Origin of the sequence: Bacillus sp. AK25 (assembly GCF_048270685.1) — a bacterium.
Taxonomy (GTDB): Bacteria; Bacillota; Bacilli; order Bacillales; family Bacillaceae; genus Bacillus; species Bacillus altitudinis.
Genome location: NZ_JBLUWC010000001.1, coordinates 3,488,979 through 3,505,179, shown reverse-complemented (window position 1 = coordinate 3,505,179; position 16,201 = coordinate 3,488,979). Strand labels below are relative to the sequence as shown.

Here is a 16,201-nt window from a genome sequence, read left to right as displayed (position 1 = left end):
AAGTGAACAATTTGTTATGATAGAGGAAAAAAGGAGGCGTACGAATGGATCGGGAGAAACAGCAATTAAGTATTGAAGCAGCAAGGCTCTATTACTTATCTGATTACAGTCAGCAGGAAATCGCCAAGCAGCTTGACCTGTCGAGGCCAACGGTGTCTCGTCTGCTTCAGTATGCGAAGGAAAAAGGGTACGTCCAAATTACAGTGATGGATCCATTTGAGGATTTAAATGAGCTGTCCTCATTGCTGAAAGAAAAATATGATCTGCTCGAGGCTCATGTGGTATTTTCACCAAAGGACGATTATCCAACGATTACTGATTACTTGAGCCGGTTTGGTGCAGATTATCTTCAGAATACGGTGAAAGACGGTGATATCGTTGGAGTGAGCTGGGGCACCACGATGTATCAAATTGCTCAAAAGATGCAACCTAAACAGGTAAAAGGGGTAGAGGTGGTTCAGCTGAAAGGCGGAATCAGCCATTCACATGTGAATACATATTCTGCGGAAACAATTCAGCTGTTTGCATCAGCTTTTCAAACGGCACCACGCTATTTGCCACTGCCTGTTGTGTTCGATAGTGCCGCCGTTAAAGAGATGGTCGAACAGGACAGACATATTCAGCGCATTATTGAAATGGGCAAACAGGCAAATATCGCTGTGTTTACTGTTGGGACGGTAAGAGATGAGGCGCTTTTGTTTAGGCTTGGTTATTTCCGTGAAGAAGAAAAGGCGCTGCTCAAGACATCCAGTGTCGGAGATATCTGTTCACGTTTTTATGATCAAGAAGGACGTATTTGCAGTGAAGCGATTAACAATCGCACAATCGGTGTGGAGCTGGATGATTTGAGAACAAAAGAGCGCTCCATTCTTGTTGCTGGTGGACATCGAAAGGTTGCCTCTATCCATGGGGCGCTGAGAGGAAAATATGCGAACGTATTGATGATCGATCAGCACACAGCAAGAGCTCTTTTAAATGTCACAAAATAGATGAACAAAATTTCATAACTATATTTACAATTGTTCAATAGTCATTTAAGATGAAAGTATCATATTTAAAAGGAAGTGTGAATCATGACAATAGCAAAGCTCATTGATCATACAGCACTAAAACCAGATACATCTAAAGCTGCGATCATGCAGTTACTAGAAGAAGCAAAGACATATCAATTTGCTTCCGTTTGTGTGAACCCAACTTGGGTATCTCTTGCGGCGAAAGAACTAGAAGGAGCGGGCGTTGATGTATGTACAGTCATCGGTTTCCCGTTAGGTGCAAACACCACAGCAGTGAAAGCATTTGAAACAAAGGATGCCATTGAAAACGGTGCAACTGAAGTGGACATGGTCATCAATATTGCGGCATTGAAAGATGGCGAATATGATGCGGTTGAACAAGATATTCGTGCCGTTGTAGACGCAGCAAAAGGCAAAGCCTTAGTGAAAGTCATCATTGAAACTTGTTTACTCACAGATGAAGAGAAAGTACAAGCTTGTGAACTTTCTGTAAAAGCTGGCGCTGATTTCGTCAAAACATCGACTGGATTTAGTACAGGCGGTGCAACAGCTGAGGACATCGCATTAATGCGTAAAACAGTTGGACCTGACATCGGTGTCAAAGCATCAGGCGGCGTAAGAACAAAAGAAGACGTAGAAGCGATGACAGCTGCAGGCGCAACCCGTATTGGTGCCAGTGCAGGCGTTTCCATTATTAAAGGGGATCAATCAGCTCCTTCTAAAGACTATTAATTCATACGATCCTATGGTAGGATAACAATCATGACTCATTAGATGATGAAAAAGTCATATGCGGAAGGATCTCATTTCTGGGATTTTCTTCCGCAATTTGTTTGCGAAATAGGGTTTGTTCCATACAAGCACATTAATGTAAACGAATTCATTCAAGGAGGAAAAACATGAAATACGTCATTGGTATTATCGGTTTGCTGGTGATTCTCGCCATTGCATGGCTGGCAAGTAACGGGAAAAAGCGAGTGAAATTCCGTCCAGTCATTGTCATGATTGTACTGCAATTTATTTTAGGTTATATTCTGCTCAATACAGGTGTTGGGAACTTCCTAGTCGGGGGCTTTGCAAAAGGATTCCAAATGCTTCTAGGCTATGCTGGTGAAGGGATCAACTTCGTATTTGGCGGTTTAATGAATGATAATGCGTCAACTTTCTTTATCAATGTCTTGCTGCCGATCGTCTTCATTTCTGCCTTGATTGGTATCCTGCAGCATTGGCGTATCCTTCCGCTGATCGTACGCGGAATTGGGTATTTGCTTAGTAAAGTCAATGGAATGGGGAAACTAGAATCTTACAACGCCGTAGCGTCAGCGATTTTAGGTCAATCCGAAGTGTTCATTTCCATTAAGAAACAGCTTGGATTATTACCTCAACAGCGTCTTTATACATTGTGTGCATCTGCGATGTCGACTGTATCAATGTCCATTGTCGGTGCGTATATGCAAATGATTAAACCGGAGTACGTTGTTACAGCACTTGTGCTGAACCTATTTGGTGGATTTATTATTGCGTCTATCATCAATCCATATGAAGTGTCTAAAGACGAAGATATGCTTGAAGTCGTAGAAGAAGAAAGACAATCTTTCTTCGAAATGCTCGGCGAATACATTATGGATGGTTTCAAAGTAGCCATTGTTGTGGCTGCGATGTTGATTGGATTCGTTGCATTAATTGCGATGATTAATGGTATTTTCACAGCTGCCATCGGTGTTTCTTTCCAAGATGTACTTGGATATGTGTTTGCACCATTTGCTTTCCTTGTTGGTGTACCTTGGAGTGAAGCGGTACAAGCAGGAAGTATTATGGCGACCAAAATGGTATCAAACGAATTTGTAGCGATGCTTGCTCTATCTGGCGACGGTCTTCATTTCACTGCTCGTACAGAAGCGATCATTTCTGTATTCCTTGTGTCATTTGCGAACTTCTCGTCTATCGGTATCATTGCTGGAGCAGTGAAAGGCTTAAATGAAAAACAAGGAAACGTTGTCGCACGCTTTGGATTAAAGCTGTTATTCGGTGCAACACTCGTCAGCTTCTTAACAGCAGGCGTTGTCGGTTTGATTTACTAAACTAAAAAAGGAATGGTGAAAACAATGAGAATGGTAGATATCATTGCGAAAAAACGTGACGGAAAAGAATTATCTTCAGAGGAAATTTCTTTCTTTGTCAAAGGTTATACGGACGGAACAATTCCTGACTACCAAGCAAGTGCCTTGGCGATGGCGATTTTCTTCCAAGATATGACGGATCAAGAACGTGCAGATTTAACACTCGCTATGGCAAACTCAGGGGACACAATTGACCTGTCTGCTATCGACGGCATTAAAGTAGACAAGCATTCAACAGGCGGTGTAGGCGATACAACAACGCTTGTACTCGCTCCTCTTGTTGCAGCACTTGATGTACCTGTTGCAAAAATGTCTGGGCGTGGTCTTGGACATACGGGTGGAACAGTCGACAAGCTAGAGGCAGTCAAAGGCTTCCACGTTGAAATTACAAAAGACGAGTTCATCGAGCTGGTGAACCGTCATAAAGTAGCGGTCATTGGACAATCAGGCAACCTGACACCTGCTGATAAAAAACTGTATGCCCTTCGTGATGTAACAGGGACTGTTAACTCAATCCCGCTCATTGCAAGCTCAATTATGAGTAAGAAAATCGCTGCTGGCGCAGATGCAATCGTATTAGATGTGAAAACAGGTGCAGGTGCTTTCATGAAAACACCTGAAGACTCTGAGAAGCTTGCAAAAGCAATGGTTCGTATCGGAAATAATGTTGGCAGACAAACGATGGCTGTCATCTCAGACATGTCTCAGCCGCTAGGATTAGCGATTGGAAATTCCCTTGAAGTGAAAGAGGCGATTGACACGCTTAAAGGCGAAGGCCCTGAAGACTTAAACGAGCTTGTGCTCACATTAGGAAGTCAAATGGTCGTTCTTGCGAAAAAAGCAGAGACACTTGATGAAGCAAGAGAAAAGCTAATTGAAGTCATGAAAAACGGCAAAGCACTTGAGAAATTCAAGGAATTTTTAGAAAACCAAGGTGGAGACGGCTCGATTGTAGATCAACCAGAAAAACTGCCGCAAGCACCTTATCAAATCGAAGTGCCGGCAAAAGAATCAGGTGTGATCGCTGAAATCGTCGCAGACGAAATCGGTGTTGCAGCGATGATTCTTGGAGCAGGACGTGCAACAAAAGAAGACGATATCGATCTATCTGTTGGCATCATGCTCAACAAAAAAGTAGGCGATCGTGTAGAAAAAGGTGAATCTCTCGTGACGCTGCATGCAAATCGTGAAGATGTTGCGAATGTCATGGAGAAAATTTATGACAACATCCGCATCGCTGACCATGCTGATGCTCCGACTTTGATTCATACGGTGATTACAGAATAAAGAGAAAAAGACAAAAGTGATGAATCGCTTTTGTCTTTTTTTATGTAAATTTTAGGTAGCGCTTCTTCTAGATATGATAAGTTAGATGAGTAGGAGGGGATAAACCATGAGAATGCTCAAACTCATTCTCTTTATTTTTGTTGTCTTGATGATCATTGGATTTATCAGTTACTATGTGGGACCAACAACAACACCAAGTTCTTAAGACGAGCAAAAGCTCGTCCCAGCGTGAAGACAAACCCTCGCATTCGGTGTCAGTCCTGCGCGCTGGTGCTCACGAATGTCAAATTCGTTCCGCAAAAGTAGCTGTCCTTTCTAGACTGCAAAGGTTTTCTTTCACGCTGAAAAGAAGACAAAGGGCTAAAATAAACTACATTTTAGCCCTTTGTCTACGGTCTGAGACGAGCAAAAGCTCGTCTTTTTTAATTGAAATAAAAAATTTCACTTTATGAAACAAACCTCTTGCAATCATGAAACAATGGGTGTATATTAGTTGACGAGTCAATGATTGATATATCAACTAATTGATCTGAATAGAAAAGAGGGGATGGCATTGACTGCATTTTGCTCTGAAGAAGCAGAGGTATTATATCGTTTGCAGTGTGTGAACCGTATGATGGGTGTGAAGTTCGAAGCATGCACGGGCATCAGCCAATCAAGACTGGAGTTGCTATCACTGTTATTCCAAGCCGACGAAATCAGCCAATCCGATTTGCAGAAAAAAGTAAATATTGATAGTGCGGCTGTGACGCGTCACTTAAAACAGTTAGAAACAAAAGGAATGGTCACGCGCAGAAGAAAGCCGGAAGATAATCGCGTCACGCTTGTTCGTCTGACAGATGAAGGCAGAACAAGAATCGAAGCTTCTAAAAAAGAAAAAGAACGATTTATCTCAGAAATGCTTGAAAACGTAAGTGATGAAGAACGAAAGCTTCTCACTGATGTGCTCATCCGTATACAACAAAACATCAAAAAGATTCAAACAACCTAAAGGAGTGTTACACATGGCTACAACATTAAAAACAAACGATTTTATGGATATTATGAAAGGGCGCCGCTCCATTCGTAACTATGATCCAGCAGTGAAAATTAGCAAAGAAGAAATGACAGAGATTTTAGAAGAGGCAACAACAGCACCATCATCAGTGAATGCACAGCCTTGGCGCTTCATGGTCATTGACAGCCCAGAAGGAAAGGAAAAGCTTGCACCACTCGCAAAATTCAACCAAACACAAGTAGCTACATCATCAGCTGTCATCGCTGTGTTTGCAGATATGAAAAACAATGAATACTTAGAAGAAATTTATTCAAAAGCAGTAGAACACGGCTACATGCCGCAGGAAGTAAAAGAAAGACAAATTGCTGCATTAACTGCACATTTTGAAGCTCTTCCAGAGCAAGTGAATCGTGAAACGATCTTAATTGACGGTGGACTTGTGTCAATGCAGCTGATGCTTGCTGCTCGTGCGCATGGTTATGATACAAACCCAATTGGCGGATATGACAAAGAAGTCATCGCTGAAACATTCGGCTGGGATAAAGAGCGCTATGTACCAGTTATGCTTCTATCCATTGGGAAAGCGGCTGACGAAGGTTATGCTTCTTACCGTTTACCGATTGACCGCATCACAGAGTGGAAATAATTTTTAAAAAAAGGGAGACGATCATATGATTATTATTCATGCAGGGATGACCATTCATCCAGAGAAAGAAAACGTATTTCTAGAAGAAATCAACGGTTTAATGAAAGCTTCACAGGAAGAAGAAGGCAATGTGTCCTACAAGCTTTTCAAGGATACAGAGAAAGAAAACACCTTTTTAATGGTCGAAGTGTGGAAAGATGAAGCAGCGGTTCAAAGCCATAATGCAAGTGCACATTTCCAAGCTTTCGTCGCAAAGGCAAAAGAATTTTTAGCCGCTCCACTTGATGTTGTTGCATATCAAGGAGAGCAGCTTTCATAGAAAAACAACAAACACCCTAGGCATTTATAGCCTAGGGTTCTTTTATTTTCGACAATTCGTTCCACCTATTTCAATCTCGTATTGTGCATTTTCCACAAAGTTTCTGAAAATAAAATGTTTTTCGACTTAAGTATATTGGAATATGCTAGAATTAGATATTATTTATTACCAAATTAGGGAGGAACCAATATGAAAAAAGGGAAATGGACGAGCATCGCACTAACAGCTGTCCTCAGTTTAGGCACATTGACAGCTTTCAGCACCCCTCTATCTGCCCACACCTCAGAAAAGTCAACATCCTCAGATGGTGGTCATTATTCAGGTATTCCATTCGACGCAAGTGTTGTCAATGAAGACCGCCTCATCAAAGCCTTGAAAAAACAAGGAAAGATCAAAAAGAATGCCAATGAGGCAGAAACCCAAAAAGCATTAAAGAACTACCTAAAGAAAAAAGAAGAAGCAGCGATGAAACAAAGCGCAAGTACCTTAACAGAAGAACCTGAATTCCTAAAAGAATACAAACAAAATGTACATAATAAACTAGCCAAAAAGAAAAAGTTAAAGAAGCATAAAGGAAAAGAAGGCAATCAAGTAAAGCCGGTGAAAAAGGAAAAATATAAAGGCGACGTCCGTAATGATAAAGTTTTGGTCTTATTAGTAGATTTTAAAGATTATAAGCATAATAGTATTAAAAAAGAAGAGACTGATATGTACTATGACAAGTACGATCAGCAGCATTATCAAGATATGCTTTTCGGAAAAAATGGCTACATTGGTCCAGATGGTAAAAGAAAAGTATCTATGAAGCAGTATTATGAAAAGCAGTCCGGTGGAAGCTACACGATTAGTGGAACAGTAGCTGGATGGTATACAGCCAAGCATGAAGCAGCATATTATGGCGGGAACGTACCAGACGAATCAGGCAGTGACGGCAGACCGCGCGAATTGGTGAAAGAAGCCCTCGAAGCAGCGGCAAAGGATCCAAACATTGACCTTGGTGAATATGATCAATGGGACCGCTATGATATGGATGGGGACGGTGTTTATAATGAGCCGGACGGTATCATTGACCACCTCATGGTTGTACACGCTGGCGTAGGTGAAGAAGCTGGCGGCGGACAGCTTGGCTCTGACGCGATTTGGTCGCATCGCTGGTCACTTGGTGATGTATTTGAGATTCCAAACACTGAATCAGAAGTGGGTCAAGGTGGAAAGTTAGGCGCTCTAGATTATACAATTGAGCCTGAAGATGGCGCAGCAGGCGTGTTCACACATGAATTTGGACATGATCTTGGTCTGCCTGATGAATATGATACACAATACACAGGCAGAGGAGAGCCCGTTTCTTATTGGTCTATCATGTCAAGCGGAAGCTGGGCAGGTAAAGTACCTGGTACGGAACCAACAGGTTTTAGTCCATATGCAAAAGAAATGCTTCAAAACTTGCATGGCGGCAACTGGCTTTCTGGAAAAACCATTGATGGTAAGACATTAACAAAAAGCAAAACAGTTTTAATCGATGAAGCAGCAACAAAAGGAACCAACCATGATGCGGTTCGAGTCGATTTGCCAGATAAAGAGATTGTGGTCACTCAGCCTGCACAAGGGCAATATTCATACTTCAGCGGAACAGGTGACAATTTGAATGCTACCATGACGACATCAGGGATTGATTTGTCGAAGGGAAGCAAAGCCGAGCTTACGTTTAAAGCATGGTACGATATCGAAGAAGATTATGACTATGCGTATGTAGAAGTTCGTGAAACTGGGACAGACAAATGGACAACCATTGCTGGTAATATTACGAATGATCGAAATGAGGCAGGAGCGAATGAAGGCAATGGCATCGATGGAAAATCAGATGGATGGGTAGATGCATCCTTTGACCTTTCTGCTTATGCAGGGAAGAAGATCGATCTGCAATTCCGCTATACAACCGATGCAGGATATTCACTGCCAGGTTTATTTGTAGATGATCTAAAGATTACAGCAGATGGTTCAAAAGTGTGGTCAGATGATGCCGAGGGAACGTCCACGTTCACTTTTAATGGATTCTCTCAATCTAATGGAAAACAATATGCCGCTCAGTATTATTTACTAGAATGGCGCTCTTATGCTGATGTCGATAAAGGCTTAAAGCATATCAAACGAGGAGCAAGTCTGATGAGCTATAATAACGGTTTGGTCGTGTGGTACGTCGATCAATCGTACAGTGATAACTGGGTTGGAAAACATCCAGGGAACGGCTTCCTTGGAGTCGTAGATGCAGATCAACAAGTGTTGAAATGGAGTGACGGCTCTATTGCAGCGACAGGTTTCCAAGTACATGATGCAGCATTCTCTTTGAATCCAAGCACGAAGCTGAATATTGATTATACATCGACAACAGGCTTAACCTTAGAGGATCGCTATATCCGCCCAACGCGTACATTTAGTGATAAAAAGAACTATGTGAATCCAAATAACCCGGATGCAGGACGTGATGTGCCAACATACGGCCTATCCTTTAAAGTCGTCGGACAAAGTAAGGACCGTTCTGTTGGAAAGGTATTAATTTCTAAAAGCAACTAAACAAAAAGCCGGATTCTATCCATGAATCCGGCTTTTTGATACGTTAAGACATGGATTTTTAGCATATGACTCGTCTTTGATCGAATGTTTGTTCTTTTTTATTTTGATATCCGAATGAAACCATTATATAATAGAGATTGGAAGGTTTTTCTTTCATTCAATGTTCTTTTTAGTTGTTAAAAAACCAAGAAAGGATGAGCGTTACCAATGAGTTGTGTCACTGCCAAGCAATTAAAGGTGATTCGAGGGACGATGCAGACTTTTTGCAGCCATTTAGAATATGATGGCCACGGTAAGCTTCATATTAATACCATCATGGCTTTTATTAAAAAGGAATTTGGTGTAAGAAAAATGAAAGACATTCCACAAAGTCGTTTTCATGAGGCGTTAGAGCTAATCCAAGACTTTGATTTATACACGGACAAAATACAAATACGAGACCGTCTATCAGAAAGGAATTCACTAAATTGAATATTTTAGCAATGATTTTAGTAGGAATTGTCGCTTTAGAGCACATTGTCATCATGTTACTAGAAATGTTTTTTATGGAATCAAAAATGGCGAAAAGATCTTTCAATCTGCCTGAACACTTACAAAAGGATCCAAATGTGAAAGTGATGTTTGCTAATCAAGGGCTATACAATGGCTTTCTAGCTGCTGGACTCATTTGGGGGCTCATTCTTGGTTCGAATACCGTAGGATATATGATTCAGCTATTTTTCGTTCTTTGTGTGTTCATCGCAGCAGTATTTGGTGGGGTGACGTCTAATAAATCAATTATCATCAAACAAGGGTTACCAGCTTTTCTTGCATTAATTGCACTTATCCTGGCTATATAATCCTATCAGCGTGATAGAAAACCTTTGCAGTTTAGGAAGGACGAGCATCGGAGCGAATTTGACATTGGTGAGCACCGAAGCGCAGGACTGACACCGAATGTCAGGGTTTGTCTACACGGTAAAGCCGCCCCAGAGGGCGGCTTTTATCTTTTACGCATTCCCATCAAACGAATAATGGACGTAAGACAAAGGGCAACAGCGACAGCCAATATGATTTTCCCATACATGACGCCCGTAAGATTCATTAAAAAGACAGCCAATATGATACAGAGCGTGATGATAATCATCACAATCGAATAGGTTTTCATCTCTTTTTCCACTCCTCCTTTTAAATTCCCTCTAGCGCAAGAGGTCTGTCAATTGTTTCTCATATTATATCATTTCATCACAATTTTACATGAAATTCCCTGTCAATAGAATGTGACAGAATGATTAGATTTGAAGTGAGGCTATATTTTTTAAAAAATCGGGTATAACATAAAGAGTTGTATCCAAGTCTGATTTCTTGATATTTAATTGTGCAAAATATAAAATAGCCACATGATAAATAGAAAGGATGATAAAGTTGAGCAAGAACGTTTTATTAGTATCAACAAGCAGCTCAGAAATGAACGGACACCCTACAGGCTTATGGCTAGAAGAATTGGCCGAGCCATTTCATATTTTTAAAGAAAATGGACTCAACGTGCAAATTGTTTCAATAAAAGGTGGAACAGTACCGATCGATAAAAATTCAATTCCTGAAGGAGTACCAGCACAATATCAAGATGTGTATGAATTACTTCAAGACACAAAGGCACTGACAGATGTAAACCCAGCTGAGTATGATGGCATTTTCTTTGCTGGAGGACATGGCCCAATGATCGACTTTGCGTCCAATCAATTGGTTGCCGATGCGATCTTAGCGATTTCAGACAAAAATGGAGCCGTTGGGGCAGTTTGCCATGGCGTTTCTGCCTTTGTTGATGTGAAGGATCGTGATGGAAAATCATTTATCGACGGCAAGAAAATAACAGGATTCACAAATGAGGAAGAGGATGCTGTTCAGCTGACATCTAAAGTTCCATTTTTATTGGAAACAAAACTGCGCGAGCAAGGGGCAGCATTTGAAAAAGGCGATGCATTTGCGCCATTCGCTGTTGTAGACGGACAAATTATTACTGGACAAAATCCAGGATCAAGTGCAGAAACAGCACGCTTATTTGTCAAAACCATTGCATAAATCATCAAAAAAACCAGTCGTGACGCATACGGCTGGTTTTTTGTTATAAAAATTTCCTAAAAAGTCCAAAACAAGTATTAGAAAAATGGTAAAATAATCACAGGGTAAAAAACCCAAATTAGGGAAAAGGGGATGTTCCTGTGAGAGCATTTTATGTCAAAATCACCGCCGCCTTACTGTCTATTTTATTGGTCACAACAGGTTTATTTTCAACAGCAATCAAAGCAGAAGATGCACCAAAATCAAGTGAAAAAGTATCGCCACTGACTGAAAAAGCCATTCAGCAAGTGCAAGAGTCGTTTGAAAAGCAGGATAAAGGGACTGCGGTTCAACAGAAGGAAGTAAAAAAATCATTTAAAGTAGATAAGAAAAAGGGAATAAGTATTAAACGAAAAGCGGCTGCAGATGGAAAGATGCGCACGTCTGCCGTTCGCTCTATTGATGGACTAGGCATTAATCAATCGGCAGTTTTAAAAGAGGAAGATCCAGTTGATTTATGGTTCTTAAGTACATCGTCCCCTCAGGCGCTCATCAGCCGGATTACCTCTCCAAATGCTGATTATTTCGTTCAGTTATTTGTTATTGATTATGAAGAAGGACAAGCTTATCCAACGGATCTGATTCAACCAGCAGGCAGTCTGCTTGCGTTAAGCAATTTACCAGCGGGTGATTATGCGTTTGGTATTACTAGCGGTGGAGACTTTGGAGACTCATATACATTACAGGTGAATGCAAAAAACCCACCAAATTTCACAGGTGCTGAATCCCTGTCATCAACATTGCAATACTTTGTTGCTGCGTATGCCAATGGGGATGTTTTCGCAAATGGTACAAAAGTGTATAACAAACAATCTAAGACCGCTGATTATAAATGGGAGCGTGTATTTTATTTCTCATATGATGGAAAATATCAACAGAGAACGCATTCTGTTGACAGTGTAAAAGTGAAAAGTATTTCGGCACCAGTATCGTACTCTGCTCCATATGCGAGTTCCTCTGAGGCCATTCTTGTCTACTTAGATGTGGAGACATTATTTATGTATCATGAATCATCGTTTGCTAGTGGGCAGTACTACCATAGCAGCTTTGTTGATACTCTCGGAAAGACAACGCCAAGGCGTTTAGACATTGATGACCTGACAAATTACGGCGATCATATTTTGGCTGTTGATTTAAAGACAGGAAAGCCAATTGATTTCTTCAGTGTCCTTAATTTCTACTATGCAGCAGGGATCGAGAAGCTGCCAACGATCAATACATTGAATTAAGATCGGCGGTTGACATCAAATCGCCACATGTGTAGAGTAAAGATAATTAAATGACAAAAGTCCACTAGGGGAGTCATGTATGACTGAGACAAGAGGAAATCTTGGACCCTTTGAACCTGATCTAGTTTGTACTAGCGGAGGGAAGTGGAGCTGGACCTTGTCTTATTCATGATTGAATCGATAAGAAGGCCGCTCCATTTGGGGTGGCTTTTTCATTTATTCACCTGAAAAAGAGGAGGCTTTTTTATGACATTTTCAACCCAATTAAGGCAAGAAGCAGAACCATTATTTGAAGCGATTTATCAGCATCCGTTTGTGAGAGGACTCGCAGCAGGAGAACTCGAAAAGGAACAGATCATTCATTATGTCAAACAGGATGCAGAATATTTAAATGCCTTTATTAAAATTTATGCGGCAGCCATCAGCAGATGTACAGACAGAGAGGACATTACCTTTTTCCATCAACAAATGGCTTTTGTCCTTGATAGTGAGACACATCCTCATCAAAACCTTTGCCGAGTGGCAGGTGTCGCTTATGATGAACTGCAAGGTGCTTCTTTGGCGCCAAGTGCTCATCACTATATTCATCACATGCTGCAAGTCGCCGAGGAAGGGACGCTAGGAGAAATCATTGCGGTTTTGCTTCCTTGCCCTTGGACCTATTGGGAAATAGGCAAACGAATACTTAAAGATGTTGAGCCCGACCCTGCCCATCCATTCTATGAGTGGATCACGTTTTATGGCGGGTTAACGGACTCTGTTACAGTGGAGCTGTGCAAACGGCTTGATCAGTGGGCGGAAGGAGCAAGTGAGAAGGAAAAGGAGAAAATGAAACAGCACTTCATCTTAAGCTGTCAGCTTGAGTATAAATTCTGGGACATGGCCTTTACTGTCGAAGAGTGGCCTGTCCAAATGGAGGTGCATTCTTTATGACATGGAAGATGAAAGAAGTCGTTCTTGCTGTCATTTTATCAGTGGCATGCGGAGTCATCTATTTAGGGTGGTCGACTCTTTATTTACCGATTACAGCCCTTGTCGGTCCAGCAGGAGGAAACATCATGTTCGGAATTTGGGTCATTGCCAGTCCAATCGTTGCTTACATTATCCAAAAGCCAGGAGCCGCCCTCATCGCAGAAACAGCTGCCGCTGCCGTGGAATTACTGACAGGCAGCCACTTCGGTCTTTCTGCGCTTTTGATTGGTGTATGCCAAGGACTTGGAGCAGAAATCGCCTTTGCTCTATTTGGCTATAAGCGATATCGCATGTGGACACTCATGTTGTCTGGTGCCTTTGCAGCAGTAGGGGCAATGGCATATAGCCTCATTGCCAATGGATTCGGCTATTACACACCTCAAGTGTTACTCATGACCCTTGTCACTCAAGTCATCAGCGGTATGTTACTCGGCGGTTGCTTGGCAAAGGTTGTGGTGGATGCTTTATCTAAAACGGGTGTGCTGAATCAATATGCCATCATGAAAGAAAAACGAAGTAAGGGTGACCAGCATGGATTCATTTCTCGCGTGCAGTAATCTCACTGTCCGTTTTTATGAACAGCCGAATCCCGTTCTTCATCAAGTATCTCTTTCTATTCAAAAGGGGGAAAAGGTGCTGATATTAGGACCAAGTGGAAGCGGGAAATCTACGCTGATTTCTGTGCTTGCTGGCATTATTCCAGAGCATATGGAAGCTGAAGTACAGGGAGAAGTGATGCGGCAAAGGCATACTGGTGTCATGTTTCAAGACCCAGATTCGCAGTTTTGTATGCACCGAGTCAATGAAGAAATTGCGTTTAGCTTAGAGAATCGATCTGTCCCTCGAGAACAAATGGATGACATGATTCAACATCTCATGAAAAAGGTACAGCTGGATGTTGACCCAAATACAGATATTCATACCTTATCTGGCGGAATGAAGCAGCGGTTGGCGCTTGCTTGTTTACTAGCATTAGAGCCAGATGTCCTGTTCTTTGATGAACCGACAGCACAGCTTGATCCAGCAGGAAGAATGGAGATATTTCAATTACTTCAGCAGCTTTCAGCTGAACAGAATCAGACGATGATTTTTGTGGAGCATGTGTTAGACGGTGTCATCGAGTGGATGGATCGGGTGATCTTATTAGATCATCAAGGCTGTATTATAGCAGATGGAACGCCAAAAGACGTGATGAACACATTTGAGGGAGAAATGAAAGAAGCCGGCATTTGGCGTCCGAAAATATTTCCCGAGAAATGGTCCACTATCGTACAAGATTCATTTCATCCACTGAGTCAAACACTCTTGCAAACCTTTGAGGCGAGAAAAGAATGTCATGAGACATCAACAAATCGAGAGGTCATTATTCGCACAGATCATCTACAATTAAGCTACGGGAAAAAAAGCATTATAGATGACCTGCACCTTGATATAAAAGCAGGAGATTGGGTTGCGATCATTGGTGAAAATGGCAGCGGAAAAAGTACGTTTCTTAAACATGTCATCCGTTTAGAACCAATAAAGAAAGGTCACATTTACTTAAAAGGAAAACACCTGAAAAAGTGGTCTGACCGAACATTATATGAAAAAGCAGGCTTTGTATTTCAAAATCCAGAACTTCAATTTATACAGGACACAGTGTTTGATGAAATCGCATTTGGTGGGAGACAGCGAAATTGGCCAGAGTCTGTGGTGCAAGAAAAAACGAATCAGCTATTGGCAGAGTTCGGCCTAGAGAAGCATAGAGACGCGCATCCTTTCACCTTAAGCTTAGGACAAAAAAGAAGATTAAGTGTTGCCACGATGCTTCTTTTTGATCAGGATGTACTCATTTTAGATGAGCCGACCTTCGGGCAGGATGAGAAAACGGCGAGGAAGTTAATCCGGCGTTTAAAAGAACGGCAACGACAAGGCACCACCATTATCATGGTCACACATGATATGGAACTCGTTGATGAGTGCGCTGATCAGGTGCTTGTTTTTCATCAAGGGGAGCATGTATATGATGGTTCGCCTTTTGATTTATTTTCTCATCAGGAACTTGTCACTTCGTGTGAGCTGAGAGTGCCGTTACATTATCGCTATATGGCTGAAAGAAAGGAAGTGATGACGATTGCAAAGTAATCACTCCTTTCTATCCACTGTAAATCCAGTCATGAAATTACTCGCCCATCTCCTTGCGATGTGCTGTCTGATGGCGATTTCTGATCCTAAAACGACGTTCATCATCTGGCTGTTTGCACTTGGAATTGGACTTGTCCTAGGCGGCTGGAATTTGAAATACCTCATCACCAGACTTGTACCTTATCTGCTCTTTTTCATTCTCGTGTTTTGGATGATCGCGGCCTTTGGAAAGGGAGATCATACAGTTTGGAAGTGGGCATGGTTTCATATCACAGAGGAGAGTTTAAGAAATGGGCTGACCATTTCTTTTAGAATGCTTGGCTTTGTGACATTTGGTCTCCTTTTTACATCAACAACTGATTTGACAGCCTTTATGATGAGCTTAATCCATCAATGCCGAATGTCACCCAAATGGGCATATGGGATGCTGGCAGGCTTCCGGTTTATCCCGTTGTTTCAAAGTGAATTGAAGCAAATGAAGGCTGCACATAAAATTAGAGGTTACAAGCAAAAAAACAGTTGGAAAGCCTTTATACGTTATTCACTCCCTCTTTTCACGCAAGGCGTACGGAAATCTGAACGACTAGCCATTGCGATGGAAGCAAGAGGCTTCACAGGGACGAGGGAGAGAACGTATTATCATGTCATCAGCACTTCATGGATCGACTGCATGTATCTTTTTTTCATCGTCATTAGTGTGTTGATATGTATGTTCTTCTTTTAAAAACAGCCACATTCTCTTGATAGAATGTGGCTGTTTTATATGTCTTAGGTCATTTGGTTGATATTAGTACACATTGCAGGCTGTAATAGATCATATAAA

The 16,201-nt window shown here is 41.6% G+C and carries 17 protein-coding genes and 1 riboswitch; of the genes, 16 read left to right on the top strand and 1 reads right to left on the bottom strand.

Annotated features, from left to right (window positions below; all coding sequences use genetic code 11):
- Positions 1 to 44 precede the first annotated feature (44 nt).
- From ACNO7B_RS18160 to ACNO7B_RS18115, 10 genes are all read left to right on the top strand, one after another.
- Positions 45 to 989 (top strand): sugar-binding transcriptional regulator, encoded by a 945-nt coding sequence (locus ACNO7B_RS18160; RefSeq protein WP_019743593.1) that lies wholly within the window; start codon positions 45 to 47, stop codon positions 987 to 989.
- Positions 990 to 1,073: 84 nt separating this feature from the next.
- On the top strand, positions 1,074 to 1,745 hold the full coding sequence (gene deoC, locus ACNO7B_RS18155; RefSeq protein ID WP_322536110.1) for a deoxyribose-phosphate aldolase: 672 nt from the start codon (positions 1,074 to 1,076) through the stop codon (positions 1,743 to 1,745).
- Between the two features lie 167 nt (positions 1,746 to 1,912).
- A complete protein-coding gene (locus ACNO7B_RS18150; protein WP_017358632.1) occupies positions 1,913 to 3,094 on the top strand; it encodes a NupC/NupG family nucleoside CNT transporter in 1,182 nt (393 codons plus the stop codon).
- Positions 3,095 to 3,118: 24 nt separating this feature from the next.
- Positions 3,119 to 4,420 carry a pyrimidine-nucleoside phosphorylase gene (locus ACNO7B_RS18145; protein WP_039164991.1) on the top strand — a complete coding sequence of 434 codons (1,302 nt, stop codon included), beginning with the start codon at positions 3,119 to 3,121 and terminating at the stop codon, positions 4,418 to 4,420.
- A 547-nt stretch (positions 4,421 to 4,967) separates the two neighbouring features.
- The gene (locus ACNO7B_RS18140; protein WP_342498724.1) at positions 4,968 to 5,411 is read left to right on the top strand and encodes a MarR family transcriptional regulator; all 444 of its coding nucleotides are present in this window, start codon (positions 4,968 to 4,970) and stop codon (positions 5,409 to 5,411) included.
- 13 nt (positions 5,412 to 5,424) lie between these two features.
- The gene (locus tag ACNO7B_RS18135) at positions 5,425 to 6,063 is read left to right on the top strand and encodes a nitroreductase family protein (protein ID WP_025208240.1); all 639 of its coding nucleotides are present in this window, start codon (positions 5,425 to 5,427) and stop codon (positions 6,061 to 6,063) included.
- A 25-nt stretch (positions 6,064 to 6,088) separates the two neighbouring features.
- Positions 6,089 to 6,382, top strand: coding sequence for a putative quinol monooxygenase (locus ACNO7B_RS18130; protein ID WP_017368359.1), 294 nt, complete (start codon positions 6,089 to 6,091; stop codon positions 6,380 to 6,382).
- A 189-nt stretch (positions 6,383 to 6,571) separates the two neighbouring features.
- Positions 6,572 to 8,953 carry an immune inhibitor A domain-containing protein gene (locus ACNO7B_RS18125; RefSeq protein ID WP_417901792.1) on the top strand — a complete coding sequence of 794 codons (2,382 nt, stop codon included), beginning with the start codon at positions 6,572 to 6,574 and terminating at the stop codon, positions 8,951 to 8,953.
- 207 nt (positions 8,954 to 9,160) lie between these two features.
- Complete coding sequence (locus ACNO7B_RS18120) at positions 9,161 to 9,424, top strand: ORF6C domain-containing protein (RefSeq protein ID WP_008345710.1); 264 nt, start codon at positions 9,161 to 9,163, stop codon at positions 9,422 to 9,424.
- Positions 9,421 to 9,792, top strand: a complete 372-nt coding sequence (locus ACNO7B_RS18115; protein ID WP_007498006.1) for a DUF1304 domain-containing protein — start codon at positions 9,421 to 9,423, stop codon at positions 9,790 to 9,792. The genes ACNO7B_RS18120 and ACNO7B_RS18115 overlap by 4 nt, the downstream gene beginning before the upstream one ends.
- A 143-nt stretch (positions 9,793 to 9,935) precedes the next feature.
- Here the strand turns inward: ACNO7B_RS18115 and ACNO7B_RS18110 are convergent, their stop codons facing one another.
- Positions 9,936 to 10,100, bottom strand: coding sequence for a hypothetical protein (locus tag ACNO7B_RS18110; RefSeq protein ID WP_008345707.1), 165 nt, complete (start codon positions 10,098 to 10,100; stop codon positions 9,936 to 9,938).
- Between the two features lie 257 nt (positions 10,101 to 10,357).
- Here ACNO7B_RS18110 and ACNO7B_RS18105 point away from each other — a divergent pair, with 257 nt between their 5' ends.
- The 6 genes from ACNO7B_RS18105 to ACNO7B_RS18080 all read left to right on the top strand — a co-directional run bounded on the left by ACNO7B_RS18105 (position 10,358) and on the right by ACNO7B_RS18080 (position 16,102).
- Positions 10,358 to 11,014, top strand: coding sequence for a type 1 glutamine amidotransferase domain-containing protein (locus tag ACNO7B_RS18105; protein ID WP_017358640.1), 657 nt, complete (start codon positions 10,358 to 10,360; stop codon positions 11,012 to 11,014).
- Between the two features lie 140 nt (positions 11,015 to 11,154).
- Positions 11,155 to 12,282, top strand: coding sequence for a hypothetical protein (locus tag ACNO7B_RS18100; RefSeq protein ID WP_417901791.1), 1,128 nt, complete (start codon positions 11,155 to 11,157; stop codon positions 12,280 to 12,282).
- A 56-nt stretch (positions 12,283 to 12,338) separates the two neighbouring features.
- Positions 12,339 to 12,442: riboswitch (TPP riboswitch) on the top strand.
- 86 nt (positions 12,443 to 12,528) lie between these two features.
- Positions 12,529 to 13,215, top strand: a complete 687-nt coding sequence (tenA, locus tag ACNO7B_RS18095) for a thiaminase II (protein ID WP_410684184.1) — start codon at positions 12,529 to 12,531, stop codon at positions 13,213 to 13,215.
- Positions 13,212 to 13,811, top strand: a complete 600-nt coding sequence (locus ACNO7B_RS18090; RefSeq protein WP_019743666.1) for an ECF transporter S component — start codon at positions 13,212 to 13,214, stop codon at positions 13,809 to 13,811. The genes tenA and ACNO7B_RS18090 overlap by 4 nt, the downstream gene beginning before the upstream one ends.
- Positions 13,786 to 15,378 (top strand): ABC transporter ATP-binding protein, encoded by a 1,593-nt coding sequence (locus tag ACNO7B_RS18085; protein WP_410684186.1) that lies wholly within the window; start codon positions 13,786 to 13,788, stop codon positions 15,376 to 15,378. The genes ACNO7B_RS18090 and ACNO7B_RS18085 overlap by 26 nt, the downstream gene beginning before the upstream one ends.
- Positions 15,368 to 16,102: an energy-coupling factor transporter transmembrane component T family protein gene (locus ACNO7B_RS18080; protein ID WP_410684187.1), complete on the top strand. Its 735-nt coding sequence runs from the start codon at positions 15,368 to 15,370 to the stop codon at positions 16,100 to 16,102. The genes ACNO7B_RS18085 and ACNO7B_RS18080 overlap by 11 nt, the downstream gene beginning before the upstream one ends.
- Positions 16,103 to 16,201 lie beyond the last annotated feature (99 nt).